Annotated in this window: 15 protein-coding genes; 7 read left to right on the top strand and 8 right to left on the bottom strand. The window is 64.1% G+C overall.

What is annotated here, in order from left to right:
• Positions 1–94: 94 nt before the first annotated feature.
• Positions 95–727 (top strand): peptidase, encoded by a 633-nt coding sequence (locus tag A0257_03005; protein AMR26159.1) that lies wholly within the window; start codon positions 95–97, stop codon positions 725–727.
• A 238-nt stretch (positions 728–965) separates the two neighbouring features.
• On the top strand, positions 966–3,893 hold the full coding sequence (locus A0257_03000) for a hypothetical protein (GenBank protein AMR26158.1): 2,928 nt from the start codon (positions 966–968) through the stop codon (positions 3,891–3,893).
• 217 nt (positions 3,894–4,110) lie between these two features.
• On the opposite strand, the gene A0257_02995 is transcribed toward A0257_03000, so the two are convergent.
• Genes A0257_02995 through A0257_02985 form a run of 3 tightly spaced genes read right to left on the bottom strand, consistent with a single transcriptional unit; the run spans position 4,111 to position 6,019 of the window.
• Positions 4,111–4,650: a hypothetical protein gene (locus tag A0257_02995; protein ID AMR26157.1), complete on the bottom strand. Its 540-nt coding sequence runs from the start codon at positions 4,648–4,650 to the stop codon at positions 4,111–4,113.
• The gene (locus A0257_02990; protein AMR26156.1) at positions 4,617–5,168 is read right to left on the bottom strand and encodes a hypothetical protein; all 552 of its coding nucleotides are present in this window, start codon (positions 5,166–5,168) and stop codon (positions 4,617–4,619) included. The genes A0257_02995 and A0257_02990 overlap by 34 nt, the downstream gene beginning before the upstream one ends.
• A gap of 35 nt (positions 5,169–5,203) precedes the next feature.
• On the bottom strand, positions 5,204–6,019 hold the full coding sequence (locus A0257_02985; protein ID AMR26155.1) for a peptidase M48 Ste24p: 816 nt from the start codon (positions 6,017–6,019) through the stop codon (positions 5,204–5,206).
• Between the two features lie 213 nt (positions 6,020–6,232).
• Between A0257_02985 and A0257_02980 the strand changes: the two genes are divergently transcribed.
• A complete protein-coding gene (locus A0257_02980) occupies positions 6,233–6,646 on the top strand; it encodes a hypothetical protein (GenBank protein ID AMR26154.1) in 414 nt (137 codons plus the stop codon).
• 151 nt (positions 6,647–6,797) lie between these two features.
• Positions 6,798–7,511: a 16S rRNA (uracil(1498)-N(3))-methyltransferase gene (locus tag A0257_02975; protein AMR26153.1), complete on the top strand. Its 714-nt coding sequence runs from the start codon at positions 6,798–6,800 to the stop codon at positions 7,509–7,511.
• A gap of 74 nt (positions 7,512–7,585) precedes the next feature.
• On the opposite strand, the gene A0257_02970 is transcribed toward A0257_02975, so the two are convergent.
• The 4 genes from A0257_02970 to A0257_02955 form a co-directional block, all read right to left on the bottom strand.
• Positions 7,586–8,542: a 3-beta hydroxysteroid dehydrogenase gene (locus A0257_02970; GenBank protein ID AMR26152.1), complete on the bottom strand. Its 957-nt coding sequence runs from the start codon at positions 8,540–8,542 to the stop codon at positions 7,586–7,588.
• A gap of 70 nt (positions 8,543–8,612) precedes the next feature.
• A complete protein-coding gene (locus tag A0257_02965) occupies positions 8,613–9,530 on the bottom strand; it encodes an AraC family transcriptional regulator (GenBank protein ID AMR26151.1) in 918 nt (305 codons plus the stop codon).
• A 45-nt stretch (positions 9,531–9,575) separates the two neighbouring features.
• The gene (locus A0257_02960) at positions 9,576–10,493 is read right to left on the bottom strand and encodes a hypothetical protein (protein AMR26150.1); all 918 of its coding nucleotides are present in this window, start codon (positions 10,491–10,493) and stop codon (positions 9,576–9,578) included.
• Positions 10,494–10,712: 219 nt separating this feature from the next.
• On the bottom strand, positions 10,713–11,579 hold the full coding sequence (locus A0257_02955) for an NAD-dependent dehydratase (GenBank protein ID AMR26149.1): 867 nt from the start codon (positions 11,577–11,579) through the stop codon (positions 10,713–10,715).
• Between the two features lie 542 nt (positions 11,580–12,121).
• Here A0257_02955 and A0257_02950 point away from each other — a divergent pair.
• Positions 12,122–13,036: a hypothetical protein gene (locus A0257_02950; GenBank protein AMR26148.1), complete on the top strand. Its 915-nt coding sequence runs from the start codon at positions 12,122–12,124 to the stop codon at positions 13,034–13,036.
• A gap of 28 nt (positions 13,037–13,064) precedes the next feature.
• Here A0257_02950 and A0257_02945 read toward each other — a convergent pair whose 3' ends face one another.
• Positions 13,065–14,078, bottom strand: coding sequence for a hypothetical protein (locus A0257_02945; protein ID AMR26147.1), 1,014 nt, complete (start codon positions 14,076–14,078; stop codon positions 13,065–13,067).
• Positions 14,079–14,622: 544 nt separating this feature from the next.
• Between A0257_02945 and A0257_02940 the strand changes: the two genes are divergently transcribed.
• Positions 14,623–15,765 (top strand): transaldolase, encoded by a 1,143-nt coding sequence (locus A0257_02940; protein AMR26146.1) that lies wholly within the window; start codon positions 14,623–14,625, stop codon positions 15,763–15,765.
• A gap of 160 nt (positions 15,766–15,925) precedes the next feature.
• Entirely contained in the window at positions 15,926–17,086 is a 1,161-nt protein-coding gene (locus tag A0257_02935) for an MFS transporter (GenBank protein AMR26145.1), read from the top strand.
• The last annotated feature ends 12 nt before the right edge of the window (positions 17,087–17,098 follow it).

Raw genomic sequence — 17,098 nt, 5'->3', positions numbered from 1 at the left:
AATTAAGGGTAAATTAAGAGTCAGCGGGTTGGGCAGCTCAGGGCGAAGCACTTCGCGCAAAACATTTGCCCCACCGGCTTATTCTTGCGCTACTATGCGTCTACTACCGTTGTTTCCGCTCAGCCTGGTGGCTTTTCCGGGTGAGAAATTGAATTTACACGTCTTTGAGCCCCGCTACCGCGAGCTGGTGCGCGACTGCTTCACCGAGGGCGTCTCGTTTGGCATCACACCCTACCTCGACAACGCGGTGCAGGAGCTGGGCACCGAGATGCGCCTGCTGAGCGTGGAAAAAACGCACGCCGGCGGCGAGATGGACATTCGCACCCAGGCCGTGGGCATTTTTCGGGTGCAAAAGTTTTTTCGCCAGGCACCGGGCAAGCTCTACGCCGCCGGCCAGGTCGAAGACGTGGTGCAGGATGAGGAGCCCGACCTGGTGCTGCGCCAGCAGATAGCCAAACAGGTGCGCCAGCTTTACGAGGCGCTGGGCCTGCGCAAGCTGCTGCTGGAGCTGGACCCCGAGTTTCGGATTTTTGACGTGGCCCACCACATTGGCCTCAGCACCGAGCAGGAATACCAGCTGCTGGGCACCACCGCCGAGCAGGAGCGCCAGGAGCTGGTGCGCGAGCACCTGGAGCGCCTGCTGCCCGCCGTGCTGGAGGCCGAGCGCCTCAAGGAGCGCGTGCGCCAGAACGGGCACTTCAAGCACCTGCAGCCGCCGCAGTTTTAACTGCTGTTACGCCCTATCTTATTCGAGATGGTAACGGGGAGTAGCGCGAACGTTGTAGTTCGCGTCTCCGCGCCGTTATGCTGGCTTTAACGGCGCGGGGACGCGAACTACAACGTTCGCGCTACTCCCCGTAGCGTAACAGCAGGTCTTAACTCAGAACGGGGAGAATTGCGTACCTTGCTGACACGCGGCGGACTAGCAGCACTGGCCCGGCTTTACGCTTATCAATCAGATTTTTATGCGCGAACTTTTCCCCACCCAATCGTTTTCCACCAAGCTGCGCGCGGCCGCGCTGGCCCTGGGCCTGCTGGCCGGCGCGCGGGCCGCCCACGGCCAGGCCAGCACTATTTACGCGCTGGGCACTTTCACCAGGGATTTTAGCTACGGGGGCCAGAGCGCGACGAAGGGCACGCAAGTGCTGGCCCCGCTCGCGGCCAGCAACCCCGACCCCTCCAATTTATTGCTGGTTATGCGGGTGGCGACCGGCCAGCAGCTGGTGGGGCTCGACACGCGCCCCACCACCGGGCAGCTTTACGCGCTGGGCTACGACAACACAGCCGGGGCTTCGCCCAACGCGCAGCTTTATGTAATGACTATCGTGGGGGCTACCGTGGTGGCCCAGCCGGTGGGCAGCCCCATTACCCTGGCCCTGGGCCTGAGCAACCGCACCGACCTCGACGGCTACAACCTGGTGGTGGGGGTAGGCTTCGACTTTGACCCGCGCGCCGACCTGATTCGCGTGACGGGCCGCAACGGGGCCAACTACCGCCTGAGCCCGGCCAGCGGGCAGCTGGTGGCTACTGACAACCCGCTGGCCTACGCCGCCACCGGCAACGCGGTGCCGCCGCCCGGCCCGCCGCTCATCGGCACGGTGGCCTACACCAACGCGGCCATCGGCCCGCGCGGCACCACGCTCTACGACGTGGACGAAACGCCCAACAACGGGGTGCTTTCCATTCAAAGCCAAACGCCCGCCAGCAGCGGCACGCTGACGACCGTGGCCGGCATCACGCTCACGAGTTCGGGCACCTACGGCATTGGCAGCGCTGACCTGGACCTCGATATTTTTACGGATGCCGGCGCGCAGCCCGCCCGCAACTTTGCCTATCTGCTGGAGCTGACGGACAAGTTTTCCAGCCGGCCCGGCACCGCCAATCTCTACAATTTTGACCTGAGCACCGGCAACGCGGTGCGGATTAATAACATCATCAGCGGCCTGATTCCGCTGCGCTTTACCAACATCGCCGCTGCGCCCGCCAACCCGCCCGCCGTGTGGACCGGGGCCGTGAGCACCGACTGGGGCACGGCCAACAACTGGAATCCCGCCGGGGTGCCCGGAGCCGGCACCGACGTGTTCATCGCCGGCCTGGGCCCCGCGGTGTTGCGGCAGCCCACCGTGAGCAACGCGCAGCAGGCCCGCACGGTCATCCTGAGCACCGGCGGGCAGGGCACGCCGGCGGTGCTGACCACTGCGGCGGCCGGCACGCTGAGCGTGGCGGGCGACTTTTTGAATGCTGCCGGCAGCCTGGCGGGTTCCGGCACCATCGCCCTGACGGGGGCGGCCAGCCAGGATATCAGCGGGCCGGCCTTGTCGCAGTTCGGCAACCTGCGCGTGGGGGCGGCCGGGGCCACGCTCAGCGGGCCAGCCACCGTGCAGGGCGGCCTCACGCTGACGGGCAGCCTGGCCATCGGCAGTGGGCAGCCCTTCACGCTGCTTTCCAACGCCGGCGGCACGGCCTACGTGGTGAACACCGGCGGGGCGGCCACCGGCACCGCCACGGTGCAGCGCTACCTCACGCCCACCAACCCCGGCCTGGGCTACCGCCACTACTCGGCCCCGGTGGCGAACACGACGGTTGATGACCTGGCTACGGCCTCGTTTATGCCCATCTTCAACCCGGCTTATAACACCAACCCTACCCCTGGCACCACCACGCCCTTCCCCACGGTGTATGGCTATGACCAAGCACACTACGAGAACTCGCCGGCCACCACCAGCACGCCCGATTTCGACAAGGGCTTCTACTCGCCGGCCGCCGGCGATGCCTGGACGCCGGGCACGGGCTACACGGTCAACCTGGGGGGTAGCGAACTGGTAGATTTCGTGGGCACGCTCACGACGGGCAACGTCAGCACCGCCGGCCAGGGCCGCGGCGCCGGGGCCAACGCCGGCTGGCAGCTGCTGGGCAACCCCTACCCCAGCTCTTTGGACTGGAACCAAGTGGTAGCCAGCGGCCTGGTCAATATTCGCCCCGCGCTGTACGTGGTGAAAAGCAGCGGGCAGTATTCGGGCAATTACGCTTCGTACCTGAATGGCCAGGGCACCAACGGCGGCACCAACGTGGTGCCGGTGGCGCAGGGCTTCTTCGTGCAAACGAGTGCGGTCGGGGCCACGGGCAACCTCAACTTTACCGATGCGCAGCGCATCACGACGGCCAGCACGGCTCCTTTCCAGCGCACCGCCGCCGACACGCGCCCCCAGCTGCTGCTGGAGCTGGGCAACGGCACGCTGGCTTCGCAAACCGATATTTATTTTGAGCAGGGTGCCACCACTGGCCTCGACAATGCCTTCGATGCCCCGGCCCTACCCTTCCTCAATGGCCTGACGCTGGCTTCGGAGGCGGGCAACAACGTGCTGGCCATCAACGGCCAGCCGGCCCTGAGCGCGGCCGTGACGGTGCCGCTGCGTCTGGCCGTAGCCACGGCCGGCACCTACTCGCTGCGGGCCGCCGACCTGGCCAACCTGCCCGCCGGCTACCACGCCTTCCTGCGCGACGCGGTGCTCAACACCTACACTGACCTGGCCACTACCCCCAGCCTTAGCCTGAACCTGGCCAGCGGCGCGGCCACCGGCCGCTTCGCGGTGGTGTTCACCAATGTGTCGCCCCTGGCCACGGCCCCGGCCGCTCTGGCGGCCCTGGCCTCGGTTTATCCGAGCCCGGCCAGCGGCCAGGCCACGCTGGTGCTGCCCCAGGCGCTGCGCGGCAACGCCCCCAGCACGGTGCAACTGCTCAACACCCTGGGCCAAGCCGTGCTCACCCGCACCGTTGCCCCCGGCAGCGCCGACGCCATCGAGCTGCCCCTGACGGGCTTGGCGGCCGGCATCTACACGGTGCGCGCCACCACGGTGGCCGGCCAGGTAGCCAAGCGCCTGGTTATTGAGTAGTAGCTAACTAGAGCCACTTACTTCAAGTTGCATAAGAAAGCCCCGCTGAGTTTCAGCGGGGCTTTCTTGCGTCTAGGGCTATTCAGACATTTGTCAGAACGTCATTCCGAGCTTGCCGAGGAATGACGTTCTGACAAATGTCTGAATAGCCCTAGACGCAAGCAGCGGGGCCGCCGCTCCCTTCTGTGCGAGTCGCGTTGCCACCCGCTGGCAATAACTACTTCACTGCCAGACCTGTGCGTCGCATGCCCGGCCACAGCAGGGGTAGCAGCAGCATCACGGGCAGCGGCGATATTAGAAAGTCAATAACATGCCGCGCCACCCGGTAGGCCCAGCCCAAATCGCCGCCGAGCTTGCCGATGAGCATCAGCAAAGCATACAACCCAAACAGCCCCAGATAGACCTGCATTACCCAGCGCGTGCGGGCGGCGCTGCGCAGCAGCACGTGCAGCAGCAGCACCGACACCGCCGCGTAGAGCACGCTGTAGCTGGCCACGGCGGGCAGGCTGCGGGTCGTGACCAGCTGGCTGGTGCCCTGCTGCCAGTGGGCCAGAACGCCCGCGAACCCTACCCCCCTGAACACGACCTGCCACAGCTGAGTCAGCGCCGCGAAGACGGCTTCTACCTCCATGCCGGTCAAAAACAACACGGCCGCCAGCAGTACCGCCAGCACCCAGCGGGCGGGCGTCATGGGGGCGGCGGGCAGCGCACGCACGTAGGGGCTCATACGGCCGCGCTGGCTGGCGAGCCGTACCACCGCACCCACTGCATCCAGAGCGCACAGATGCAGGCATAGACCACGAAGGCGAAGGTGTAGTGGTGGTTGAAATCGACCGAGCGGTGGGCGTAGTGATGATTGAGGGCCAGGGCTCCAACCCGCACGATATTAAGCAGGTAAATTATCACTATTCCCAAAGGAACAAACCAGAGCTTGGGGCGCACCGGCCCCGGAAAGGCAATGATAAAACCAGCGAACAACGCGTATAGCACCAGCCCATCGCAGGGTGCCCCCACCAACACGGCGGGCAGCCCGTCCATCAGCAGCAACGTGGAGCCGGGCGCTACCGACGAGGTGAAGCCCAGCAGCCGCAGCAGCCCGGCGCTGGCGGCGGCAATGTTGACGGACAGCCAGGTGTCAAGTCGGCCGTCGGGGCCGATAAATCCTTCGTAGCTAATCAGCCACAGCGCGTAGAGGCCCGCCGCCGCGAGGACAAACTGCCAGTGGGGAGCCAGCCGGGGCCGGCCGGCGGCGGAAGTGGTAATTTTGGGAAGCATAGCCGCAAATATATCCGCTGCGGGCTAAGCCGCCGCTACTGCTTCAGGCCGGCGGGCAGGCCCTGCGGATATAGCTGCTTGATATCGCTTTGCAGTTCCTCAATCCGGTTGCCGGGGTTGGGGTGAGTGCTCAGAAACTCGGGCGGGTTGCCGCTACCCCCTTCTTTCTGAAGCATCTGCATCACGTTAATCATGGAAGCGGGGTTATAGCCGGCGGCGGGGGTAAACTTCACGGCAAACTTGTCGGCCTCCAGCTCGTCGTTGCGGCTAAAGCGCAGGGTCACGAGCTTGGCAATCATGGCGGCGGCGGCGGCGCGGGCGACGCTGCTGCCGGGGCTGTTGGGGTCGTAGGCGGCAATGGCGGCGGCCCCGGTCAGGCCCTGGGTGAGCTGGCTTTGGGCCACCTGCTCGGCCGAGTGCCGGGCCACCACGTGGCCAATCTCGTGGGCCAGCACGCCGGCCAGCTCGCCCTCGGTCGTCAGGTTTTTGAGCAAGCCCTGGGTAATGAACACCTGGCCGCCGGGCAGGGCGAAGGCGTTGATAGTCTGGTCGTCGGCCAGCAGGTGAAAGCGGTATTGGTACTGGGTTTTCTGGTCGAGGCCGTTGGCTTTAACCAGCTGCTGGCCCACTTGCTCCACAGCGGCGACGGCGCGGGGGTCGCTGCTTTCGCCGCCGTACTGCTGCTCCATTTCGGGGGTAGCCTGCACGCCAAGCGCGATTTCCTGCTGAGCACTCATGTTCACGTGCTGCTTTTCGCCGGTCACGGGGTTAGTCGAGGTATTGAAAAAATAGCCCAGCAGCGTGACCACTGCGATAACAAGGCCAATGATAACGCGAAGATTTAGACGCATGAGAAAGAAGAATGAGGGGTGAAAGAAGGTGAATAGAGTGAGTGGTAGCCCGGCTAACGTCCGGCCAATCCGAACGCCCTGTAACGGACCGCTGCCGGGTAGGTTATGCCCCCTACCCCCCGCCCGGCGTTGATGCCGGCTTTTGGCGCTAGCTTAGCCGTCACTGGCCACGGGGCAAGCGCCGCGCGGCCGGGAAACTCGCCCTAGTACACTATGATTTTCTTCTTTTTTCGCGGCCCGGCCCGCTTCCGGCGGCTACCCCTGGCGGGCCTGCTGGCGCTGGCCGGCTGCGGCCACGCCCTGCCCGACATTCCGGGTCTGAACGCCGCCGCCTGGCGCGCCGACCGCTATGCGTGCGCTGGCCAGCGGGCGGCGCTCCTACCCCCCATTCTGGCCGCTCGTGCCCGCCTCTACGAAGCGCGCGCCAACGATGTGACGGCCGTGCTCGGCCGCCCCGACGAGGAAGAATTGCTGGCCCAAACCGAAAAAGTATACCACTACTACCTGGTGCCGGGCGCGCAGTGCGGCCCCCGGCATCCGCACGCCACCACCCCGCGCCTGAGCATCCACTTCGGGCCGCTGGGCACCGTCACGGAAGTGCAGTCTGACCCCCTACCCCTCCCCTAAACGCCGACGCCTGCCGGAGCAGGTGGGGGCGCCGCGCTCGCTGGTGCCAGCCGTTACCGACGGCCGTGCTGCCGGGGTTTTCGGCCGGCGGCAATTGGCTTGGGTGCGCATGAAGAGGACCGTTACCTTCGTGGCCCGCTTAGTTGTTGCCATGCTCACCTGTTTCGCCCCCGACCTGCTCCCCGGCCAGCCCACCTACACGCTCTCCGAAGACGAAAGCAAGCACGCCGTGCGCGTGCTGCGCCTACCCCCCGGCGCGCCCGTGACGCTCGTGGACGGTCGTGGCACCATATTCGCCGCCACCGTAGCCGACGCCAACCCCAAGCGCTGCTCACTATACGTTGTTAATCAAGAAGTTATTGCACCACGCGCCACCTATCTGCACGTGGCCGTGGCCCCCACCAAAAACCTCGACCGCATGGAGTGGCTGGTAGAGAAAGCCGTGGAAGTGGGCGTGGAGCGCCTCAGCTTCCTGCGCTGCGCCCACTCCGAGCGTCGCGAGCTGAAGTTGGAGCGCCTGGAAAAAATTGCGATTAGTGCCCTCAAGCAGTCGGGCCAGGCGTATTTGCCGCAGCTCGATGAGATGCTTGATTTCGAGGCTTTTATTGAAGAAATAGACGCGTCTGCCACCTTCATTGCCCACCTCGAAGCCGGCGAGCGCCTACCCCTGGCGCGGGCGCTGGCCAGCACCGCCCGCGCCTGCGTGCTCATCGGCCCCGAAGGCGACTTTTCGCCCGCCGAAATTGCGCTGGCGCTCGGCCGGGGCGTGCGGCCCGTCACGCTCGGCGACTCGCGGCTGCGCACCGAAACGGCGGCGCTGGCGGCGGTGTTCACGGCGCAGGTGGTGGGGCAGCTGCCCGCCTGAGCAAGCCCTGAATTCGTGACTACCTGGCAATAGCGCCCAGACTTAGGCTTTCCCCAACGGGTCCTTACCTTCCTTTATTTTTTAGGAGCAAAATAATTTTCCTGCTTCAAATCGGCGAGAAGCCCCGGTTGCGTGGGCGTCCAGCCCAGCTCCTGTTGGGTGAAGGCGCTGGAAGTTGGATTATCGGCCGCCACGATAGGGCCGAAAAAGCTGAAGTGTTTGGCGGGCCTTTCGGCCACCGGCAGGCCCAGCTGCTGGCCCATCACGGCCGCGATTTCCCCAAACGGGATGGCCTCTTCGGCCACGCCGTGGTAGCGGGCTCCGGCGGTGCCACGCTCCAGCGCGAGCCGGAAGAGGCGGGCGGCATCCAGGCGGTGCACCGCTGGCCAGCGGTTCAGGCCCGGCCCCACGTAGGCGACAACCCCCTTTTTGCGCGCGAGGCCCCCGAGCTGCGGCACGAAGCCGTAGTCGCCCGCGCCGTGCACGGTGGGCGGCAGCCGCACAATAGCGGTGCGCACCCCGCGCGCGGCCAGGGCCAGGGCGGCCGCCTCGGCGGGAGCCCGGTAGGCGGCGGGGGAGGTAGGGTCCGGGTCGTCATGCTCGGTTACGAGGCGGCCCGGCGGCAGCAGCAGCGTGCCCGACGTGACGACCAGCGGCCGCCCGGAACCAACCAGCGCCTCCCCCAACGCCTCAATAGCCTGGCGGTCCGTGGCCGCGATGGTAGCCAGGAAGCGGCCGGCTATCCCCGCGGGCAGCCCGCCCAAAATAATGCGGAGCCGGGTGCCCAGGCTGACGCCCGAAAAGGCGTGAATAAACGCGGTGTGAATCACGCCGTCGGCCGCGGCCGCGCCGCTGCGCAGGCTGGCCAGGTCATCGAGGGAACCCTGATGCACGTCGGCCCCTGCCGCCCGCAGCGCCTTGGCCGCTGCTTCCGAGCGCGCCAGCCCCAATACCTGATGGCCGGCTTCCAGCAGCTCGGCCGTGATGGCAGAGCCGATGAAGCCGGAAGCGCCCGTTAAGAATACCCGCATGATGACTTGGTTTTGAGTGAAAACTGGATTGGCAAGCCCGCTTTATTTGGCGCGCTTTCCCGGTCGGCTATCAGTTAAATGACTGCCGGAAGGCCAAAGGCGAAAGGTTGGTCTTGGCCTTGAATAACTTGCTGAACGACTGCGGATGCTCGAACCCCAGCTGATAGGCAATTTCGCTGACCGACAGCTCCGTGGTAGACAGCTTTTCCTTGGCTTTTTCCAGCAGTTGCTGGTGAATGTGCTGCTGCGCGTTCAGGCCGGTGAGCGTCTTTAATAAGCTGCTTAAATAATCGGGCGATACGTGCAGATTTTCGGCCAGGTAGCCGACGGTCGGCAGGCCCTGGCGGCCCAGGTCGTCGGCCGCGAACCAGGCCGCCAGCAAGGCTTCCAGCCGCTCCAGGAGCTGATGATTGGTCTGGCGGCGGGTAAGGAACTGGCGCTCGTAAAACCGCTCGGCGTACTGGAGCAATGAGCCCAGCTGCGAAATAATGATGCTGTGGCTGAACTTGTCCAGGTTGGCGTGGTACTCCTGCTCGATGTAGTCCACCATGCCAGTCAGCAGGGTTTCCTCCTTATCCGACAGGTACAGGGCCTCGTGCACCGAGTAGCCGAAGTAGCCGTACTGCTTGATGATTTTGGTCAGCGGTGTATTCCACAGGAAATCGGGGTGAATGAATATCATCCAGCCCGCCGGCGGTTGGGTAGCATTTTTCTCCGGCTCAAAGCTGATAACCTGGCCCGGTGCCATGAAAAACAGCACGCCCTCGTCAAAATCGCACGCCTGCTGACCGTATTTGAAGGCCGTATTGAAAACCCTTTTCAGGGAAATGCAATAAAAATCAAACACCAGGCTGACCGGCCCCTCGGTCACGGGCGGCGTCAGGGTTTCCAGCCGGATGACGCTGATTAACGGGTGCGCCGGCTTGGGCAGCCCCGTCAGCCGGTGATACTCGGTAATCGTCGGGATGCGGTAGGGCTGGGTGGTCATCAGATGCGCGGGTAAGCAGGGGGTAGGGAAAACGGCGGGCGGCCGTTAAGGCGTCAGGTCGGCTACGGCCTGCGCCACGGCCTGGCGATAGGGCAGCGGCGGGCGCGGCAGCAGGGCGCGGATGGGCGCGGGGTCGCTCACCATGTCGGCCTTGGTGCTATCCAACATTCCCTTAATTGCCCCTTTGGGAAGCTTGGTAATACGCTCGATGAGCGAAGCGAAGGTGCCAAGCAGCGCCGGCGGCAGGTGCAGCTTGGTGGGGTGCGGGCGACCCAGCACGTCGGCCCCTACGTCAATCATCTGGTTATACGTCAGCACGTCATCGCTACCCACGTCGTAGGCTTGCCCGTAGGTGCGCGGGTCGTCGAGCACACCTACGAGGTAGTACACCAGGTCGCCGACCGCGATGTTGCGAAACTTTTGTTCCCCGCTGCCCAGCACGAAAGCCACCCGGCTTTTGGCCTGCCCCACCATCATCTTGAAGCCCTGGCCGCCCAGGCCCACAATCTGGCCCGGCCGGATAATGGTCACGTCCAGGCCGCTACGCAGCAGAAGCTGCTCGGCCTGCCAGCGCCCGCGCACCCAGGCGCTCGGCGCGTCGGGCGCGGCCCCCAGGAAGGTCACGTACACCACGCGGCGCACGCCGTGCGCCCGGCAAGCCGCCACAATGTGCTGCAAACCAGCCAGCTCCACGTCCATGAAGCCCAGCGCCGCCGTGCTGCCGGGTTGGGGCGAGAGCGTATGCACGGCGATGTACACAGCTGCTACCCCGGCCACGACGCGCTGCATGGCGGTGGCGTCGGCCATATCGGCTGGTATGATTTCGCCGCCCGCCGCGGCCAGCTCCTGCATCTTATCGGCTTGGCGGGCCACGCCGCGCACGGCGTAGCCGGCGGCCAGCAAGGCGCGGGCCACGTGGCTGCCCACAAATCCCGAGGCTCCGATAACCAGAATTTTTTTCATGTTAGCGTCTTAATCTGTAAGTGGAGCTTAATTAAAAGCCATTTGTCATTGCGAGCGCAGCGCGGCAATCGCCCCAGAACGACACCCGCGCCGCTCGTTCGTCCTTCGTTCTGGTGCGATTGCCGCGCTGCGCTCGCAATGACAAATGGCTTTTGCGTAAGCCCTATATAAGCGGCTACCACCTTCTGAATCAGTCACAACCAACGGCCGGTCACGCGCTTAGCCAGCCGCCGCATAAGCTGCGGCAAACTCCGGGGCAAAATCGGTCAGCTTCACCTGGCCCAACACCGGCTGGTGCCGATGATAATTCTCCACCACGGCCCCGCTGTGGATAGCGGCCTGCATTTCGACCATGCCGTGGGCGAGCTGCGGCGGAAAGCCGGCCGTTTCCAGGCTTTGCTGCATTTGCTGGTCCGTCAGCGTCACCCAGGGCAGGTCGGGCTGGCCAATGGCGGCCCCCAGGATGCGGGCCGCCGCGGAGCAGGTCATCTCGTCGCTGGCCACGTAGCGCACTTTCGGGCCGGTGAGCGGGGTTTGCAGCTCCTCGGCGGCGGCGGCGGCAATATCGTGCGGCGACACCAGCACCAGCGGGTCGTCGCCCCCGAAGTTGGCGGCAATCAGGCCGCGCTCCTTTATCAGCGATATCAGGCCGTAGAAGTTGCTGTAGAAATAAGCAGGCCGCAGGTACGTGATGCCTACCCCCACCAATTCCCGGAAAGCATCTTCCGCGCTGCCCGGCCGCAGCACGCCCGCCGTCCAGCCGCTCAGCACCACCGCCCGCAGCACGCCGGCCTGACGGATGGCCTCCACGTAGTTATGCGTGATGGTGCGGAAGTACGCGCCCTGGTCGGCTGCCTTAAAATCAAAGGGCGTCATGCAGTAGGCAGCATCGGCCCCGGCGAAGGTGGCCGCCAGAAACGGCCCGTCTTCGAGCGACCCAATGGCGGCCGTCGCGCCCAGGGCTTCAATGGCTGCCCGCTTCGCCGGCTCCCGGCTGACGACGGTCACCGCGTGGCCTTGCTGGAGTAGCGCTTCGGCCAGCGGCTGGCTGATACTGCCCAAAGAACCGGTTACCACAATGTTCATAAAGCCTGGTTTTAGTACGCTGCAAAGGTCCAACGTTCCCTGCACGGTACTTGTAGCCAAATCCGGGGTTGTTGTAGCCAAAAGCCGCGTGGCGCGGCGCACTGAAACGGCGGTGGTGGCGGTGTTTGCGGCTCAGGTGATGCGGAAGCTTTAAAGCGATGCCTGAGGTAGTCCAGTTAGCCTAGACAGTTTAGGATGATATTTTTAAGTTGCTGAAGGTAAAAGGTTAGGGGGTCTGGCAAGCGAGCGCCGAGTTGCGGCGCTCGTACCTAATATTAAATACTCATTATTAATTATTTTTACTTATTGAAACGTCATGCTCATCTGGCGTCCGCTCGTCGAAACATCTCTGCCACGAGAGTAACCGCAACGTTTAGAATTAGGAACGCAGCAGAGATGCTTCGACATGCGGATGCCAGATGAGCATGACCGTCTGTTTTAACCTGAATTAAATAACATTCCATTCAAAATTCGTGGTACTTATCTCAAAAGCAAGATGAGCTAACCCTTTCTTTGTTAATACGCTCATTACTTAGCTGTATTTGCGCGAGTTATGCTACACTAAATTCACGCTAGAGCAGGTCACTTCCTATAAAATGCTCTACCACCTCTTCCCAGTGCTGGTATTTCTGCACGCGCTGCTGGCGGGCGTGCCGCCCAACGATGGCCACGGGCGCTTTACTCACCTGCGGCACTACCGGGTGGCGCGGCTGGCGCGCCTACCCCCTCCCATTGCCGAAAGCTCGGGGCTGGCGGCGGCTGACTCGGCGGGGCAGGTGTGGACCCACGGCGACGGCGGCACCCCGGCCACGCTCTACCGGGCCAGCCTCGACGGGCGCTTGCGGGGCTCCCTACCCCTGGCCCCGCTGCCCAACCACGACTGGGAGGAGCTGACCCGCGACCCGGCCGGCCGCTTCTACATCGGCGACTTTGGCAACAATGGCAACGACCGGCGCGACCTGGCCATCTACCGCGTCACGCCAGGCACGGGCGGGGCGCGGGTCGATACCATTGCCTTTCGCTACCCCGACCAAACGGCTTTTCCGCCGGTGCCGGCCCGGCGGCACTTCGACTGCGAGGCGATGGTTTTTTACCACGACACGCTGCACCTCTTTACCAAAGACCGCGGCCCAACGCACCGCACGCGCTACTACGTGGTGCCCGCGCGACCCGGCCGCTACGTGGCTACGCTGCGCGACAGCCTGCGCCTACGCACCCTCGTGACGGGCGCGGCGCTGAGTCCCGATGGCCGTCGGGTGGCGCTGCTGGGCTACGGCGGGCTGTTTTTGTTCGCTGGGTCGCCTGGGTCGCGGCTTTTCGACCAAGCCAAAACGTATCGGCGGCTGCCTACCACCGGGCAGGCCGAGGCAGTGCTGTTTCTGGATGACCGCGAGCTGGTGCTGAGCAATGAGCGGGGGCGGCTGTTTCGGGTGGGCAGGCGGCACCTCATGTCCTGACCCCTGCTAGCAGGGCGACCCACCAGAACTACCCTACCCCCTCACCCTGGCGCGACGACTCGCGCACGAACAGCTCGGGCTGGAGCACCACCTGGCGCTGCACGAAGGGGGCATTGGGGGCAGCGGCCAGCTCCAGAAACAGGCGCACGGCGGCCTGGCCCATTTCCTCGCAGCGCTGGTCCACGGAGGTGAGCTGGGGCTCGGTGATGGCCGTAAAAAACTCGTTGCTGAAGCCGGCCAGGGCAATATCCTGCGGCACGCGGATGCCCTGCGCCTTCAGCACCTGGAGCGCACCGAGGATGGCCGAGTCGCCGGCCGCGAACACGGCATCGACGGGATTGGCCAGGGCCAGCAGCTGGCGCATGGCCTGGCTGCCGTCTTCCAGGCTCATATCGGAGCGGATAATCAGCGCTTCGTCGGGGGCGATGTGGTAGGCGGCCAGCGCGTCGAGGTAGCCCTGGCGGCGGTGCTGGTAGATGTTGAGGTGCGCGGGGCCGGCCAGGTGGGCGATGCGGCGGCAACCCTGCGCCAGCAGGTGGCTGGTGACTTGAAAAGCGCCCTCACGGTCGTTAAGCACTACCGAATTGACCTGCTTGCCGGCCGGAATGCGGTCGAAAAACACCAGCGGCACGCCCCGGCTGCGCACCTTGTCGAAGTGGTGGTAGTCCTGGGTGTTGCGGGCCAGCGACACCAGCACGCCGGCCACTTGCGCATTGAGCAGCGTCTCGATGTTGCGGCGCTCCAGCTGCACATCTTCGTGCGACTGGCACACGATGACGCTGAAACCGGCTTTACTGGCGGCCTGCTCAATCCCTTGAATAACAGAGGGAAAGAACTTGCCTTCAATATACGGCACCACTATCCCCAGCAGCCGGCTCTGGCCTTTGCGCAGGGCGGCGGCGAGGTGGTTGGGCTGGTAGTTGAGCTTCTTGGCCAGCTTGAGCACGCGCTGTTTGGTGGCGGCCCCAATGCTGTGGTGGTCGCTGAGCGCGCGCGAGATAGTCGTCATCGACACGCCCAGCTCGCGGGCCAGGTCGGCCATCGAAACGGCGGGCGGGGCAGCGCCCGGCGTTGGTTTTTTGGGGGAACCCATTCGAAGAATAATCAGCCACAGACCCGGACTAGCCTGGGCGGGCATCCCGACAAATTTAGGCTAAACCAGTGCATATAGCGGTGGCAGGCAGTGACAAGGCAAGGCAAACGCATGACTGAATAGCTGCTGTTACGTAGCGGGGAGTAGCGCGAACTTGGTAGTTCGCGTCCCCGCGCCGTTAAAGCCAGTAGAACGGCGCGGGGACGCGAACTACAACGTTCGCGCTACGCCCCGTTGCCATCTCGAATAAGATAGGGCGTAACAGCAGTGAATAGCTTACTGCTTTTGCAGCATCCAAGAAAACTTTGTGAAGCAGTGGGTTGGGAAATTAACCGTTATGAAAGTGTTCTTCACCACTTAAAACAACGTTGTTTCTATTCCTGCGTTTACCCTACCCCCGCCCAAACTGTTGGAACGTACGTAGTAGCTATGCGGCCGGCCCGCCAACCAGGGCCGCGCCTACCCCCTTCGTTTCACCCAAGCTCCCCCAACCATGAATCCGTTAGTTGACATTCGCCGCTTTGACCAGAGCCTGTGGCTCGACTTTATCAGCCGCCAGGTTTTGCAGAATGGCGAGCTGAAAAAGCGCATTGACGAGGACGCCCTGCGCGGCGTGACCTCGAACCCCTCCATTTTTGAGAAAGCCATTGGCGGCTCGGCCGACTACGACGACACTATTAAGGAGCAGGCCCGGCAGGGCAAATCGGCGGAGGAAATCTACGTGGGCCTGGCCGTAGCCGACGTGCAGGCCGCCTGCGACCTGTTTCGGCCGCTCTACGACAGCCACGACAACTCCAGCGACGGCTACGTGAGCCTGGAAGTATCGCCCCGGCTGGCTAATGACACCCAGGGCACCATCGCCGAGGCCCGGCAGCTCTGGAAAGCCGTGGGCCGGCCCAACGTGATGATAAAAGTGCCCGCTACGCTGGAGGGCCTGCCCGCCATCCGCACCCTGATTTCGGAAGGCATCAACATCAACGTGACGCTGATTTTTGGGCTGGGCCGCTATAAAGCGGTAACGGAAGCCTTTATCTCGGGTCTCGAAGACCGGGTGAAAGCCGGCCAGCCGCTGGCCCGCATTGATTCGGTGGCCAGCTTCTTTCTGAGCCGCATCGACGTGCTGATTGACCCGCAGCTGGATAAAATCGTGGCCGCAGGCGGCGATAAAGCCCAACTGGCCGAGCCGCTGATTGGCAAAGTGGCCATTGCCAGCGCCAAGGTGGCGTACCAGATGTATAAGGATATTTTTGCCGGGCCGCGCTGGCAGGCTTTGGCCGACAAAGGTGCGCACACCCAGCGCCTGCTGTGGGCCAGCACGGGCAATAAAAACCCTAAATACGACGACCTGATGTACGTGGAAGGGCTTATCGGCCCCAAAACCGTGGACACGGTGCCGGTGGAGACAATGGCCATTTTCAAGGAGCGCGGCAAGCCCGCCGACACCCTGGAGCAGGGCCTCGACCAGGCCAAAAAGGTGCTGGCTGACCTGCCCAAAGTTGGCATTAACTTAGATGCCCAGACGGAGCAGCTCGAAAAAGAAGGCGTGCAGAAATTTATCGAGCCCTTCGGCAAGCTGCTGGACTCGGTGGAGAAAAAGCGCCAAGCCGCCGCAGGCGCGGCCAAGCAGCCGGCATAGACTTTAAGCCGTTGATTAACAGAACGTCATGCTGAGTTTGTCGAAGCATCTCTATCGCGTAAGTAACTCCTAACGTCAGGAATTAGTTACGCGGTAGAGATGCTTCGACAAGCTCAGCATGACGTTCTTTTTTTATTTATAGCGATTCCAATACTATTTTATGACGGCAATTACGCGGAACCGGGTAGCGGTGAGCGCCTTTTTTTTTCTGCCCGGCCTGTGCTTCGCCAGCTGGGCCTCGCGCATCCCCGACATCAGCGCCAAGCTGGGCCTGAACTCCGGGCAGCTGGGGCAGCTGCTGCTGGCTATTCCGGCGGGTTCGCTGGTGTCGCTGCCGCTGGCGGGCTGGCTGGTTTCGACCTGGGGCAGCCGGCGCACGGTCCTGCTGGCCTCGGTGCTCTACGCCTGCTTTTTGCCGCTGCTGGGCTGGGCGGGCAGCTTCTGGACGCTGGCCCCGGCGCTGGCGCTGTTTGGGCTGGCGGGCAACCTGCTCAACATCGCCATCAACACGCAAGCCATTGGCGTGCAGCAGTTTTACGGCAAGCCCATCATGGCTTCCTTTCACGGGCTCTGGAGCCTGGCGGGGTTTCTGGGCGGGGCGCTGGGCACGCTGCTCATTGGCCGGCACCAGCCGCCGCTGCACCATTTTTTGCTGGTGCTGGGCTTGTGCCTGGGCATCGCGGCGGCCGCCTACGGCGGCACGCTGCGCGAGGACGTGGGCGGCCCGACTTCCGGCCTAAGTCTGCGCCGGCCCGACCCCTACCTGCTGCGCATCGGCCTGATTGCCTTCTGCGGCATGATGAGCGAGGGGGCGATGTTTGACTGGGCGGGGGTGTATTTTCAGAAAGTGGTGCGGCCCGACGCGGCGCTCGTGACGGCCGGCTACGTGGCTTGCATGAGCACGATGGCGCTGGGCCGCTTCATTTCCGATTATTTCACCCATCGCTTCGGCGCGGTGCGGATGCTGCAAGCCAGCAGTGCGCTCATTGTCAGCGGCCTGGCGCTGGCCGTGGCCCTACCCCACCTGGTGCCGGCGGTGGCGGGCTTCCTGCTCATTGGCTTCGGCATCGCGTCGGTAGTGCCGCTCTCGTACAGCGCGGCGGGGCGGGCCACGTCGGTGTCGCCGGGTGTGGCGCTGGCGCTGGTGTCCACCATCGGCTTTTTGGGCTTTCTGATTGGGCCGCCGCTGATTGGCTTCCTGGCGCAGCTTTTTACGCTGCGGGTGGCGTTCGGGCTGGTGGCCATCGTGGCGGCGGGCATCGGGGTGCTGGCCTCGCTGCCGAACCCCGTGCCGGTGCGGGCAGCGCAGCTGGCGGGGTAGGCTGCCAGGCCC

Source organism: Hymenobacter psoromatis (genome assembly GCA_001596155.1).
GTDB lineage: Bacteria > Bacteroidota > Bacteroidia > Cytophagales > Hymenobacteraceae > Hymenobacter.
The sequence above is the reverse complement of the archived record's forward strand: the minus strand, read 5'-3'. Positions and strand labels throughout refer to the sequence as shown.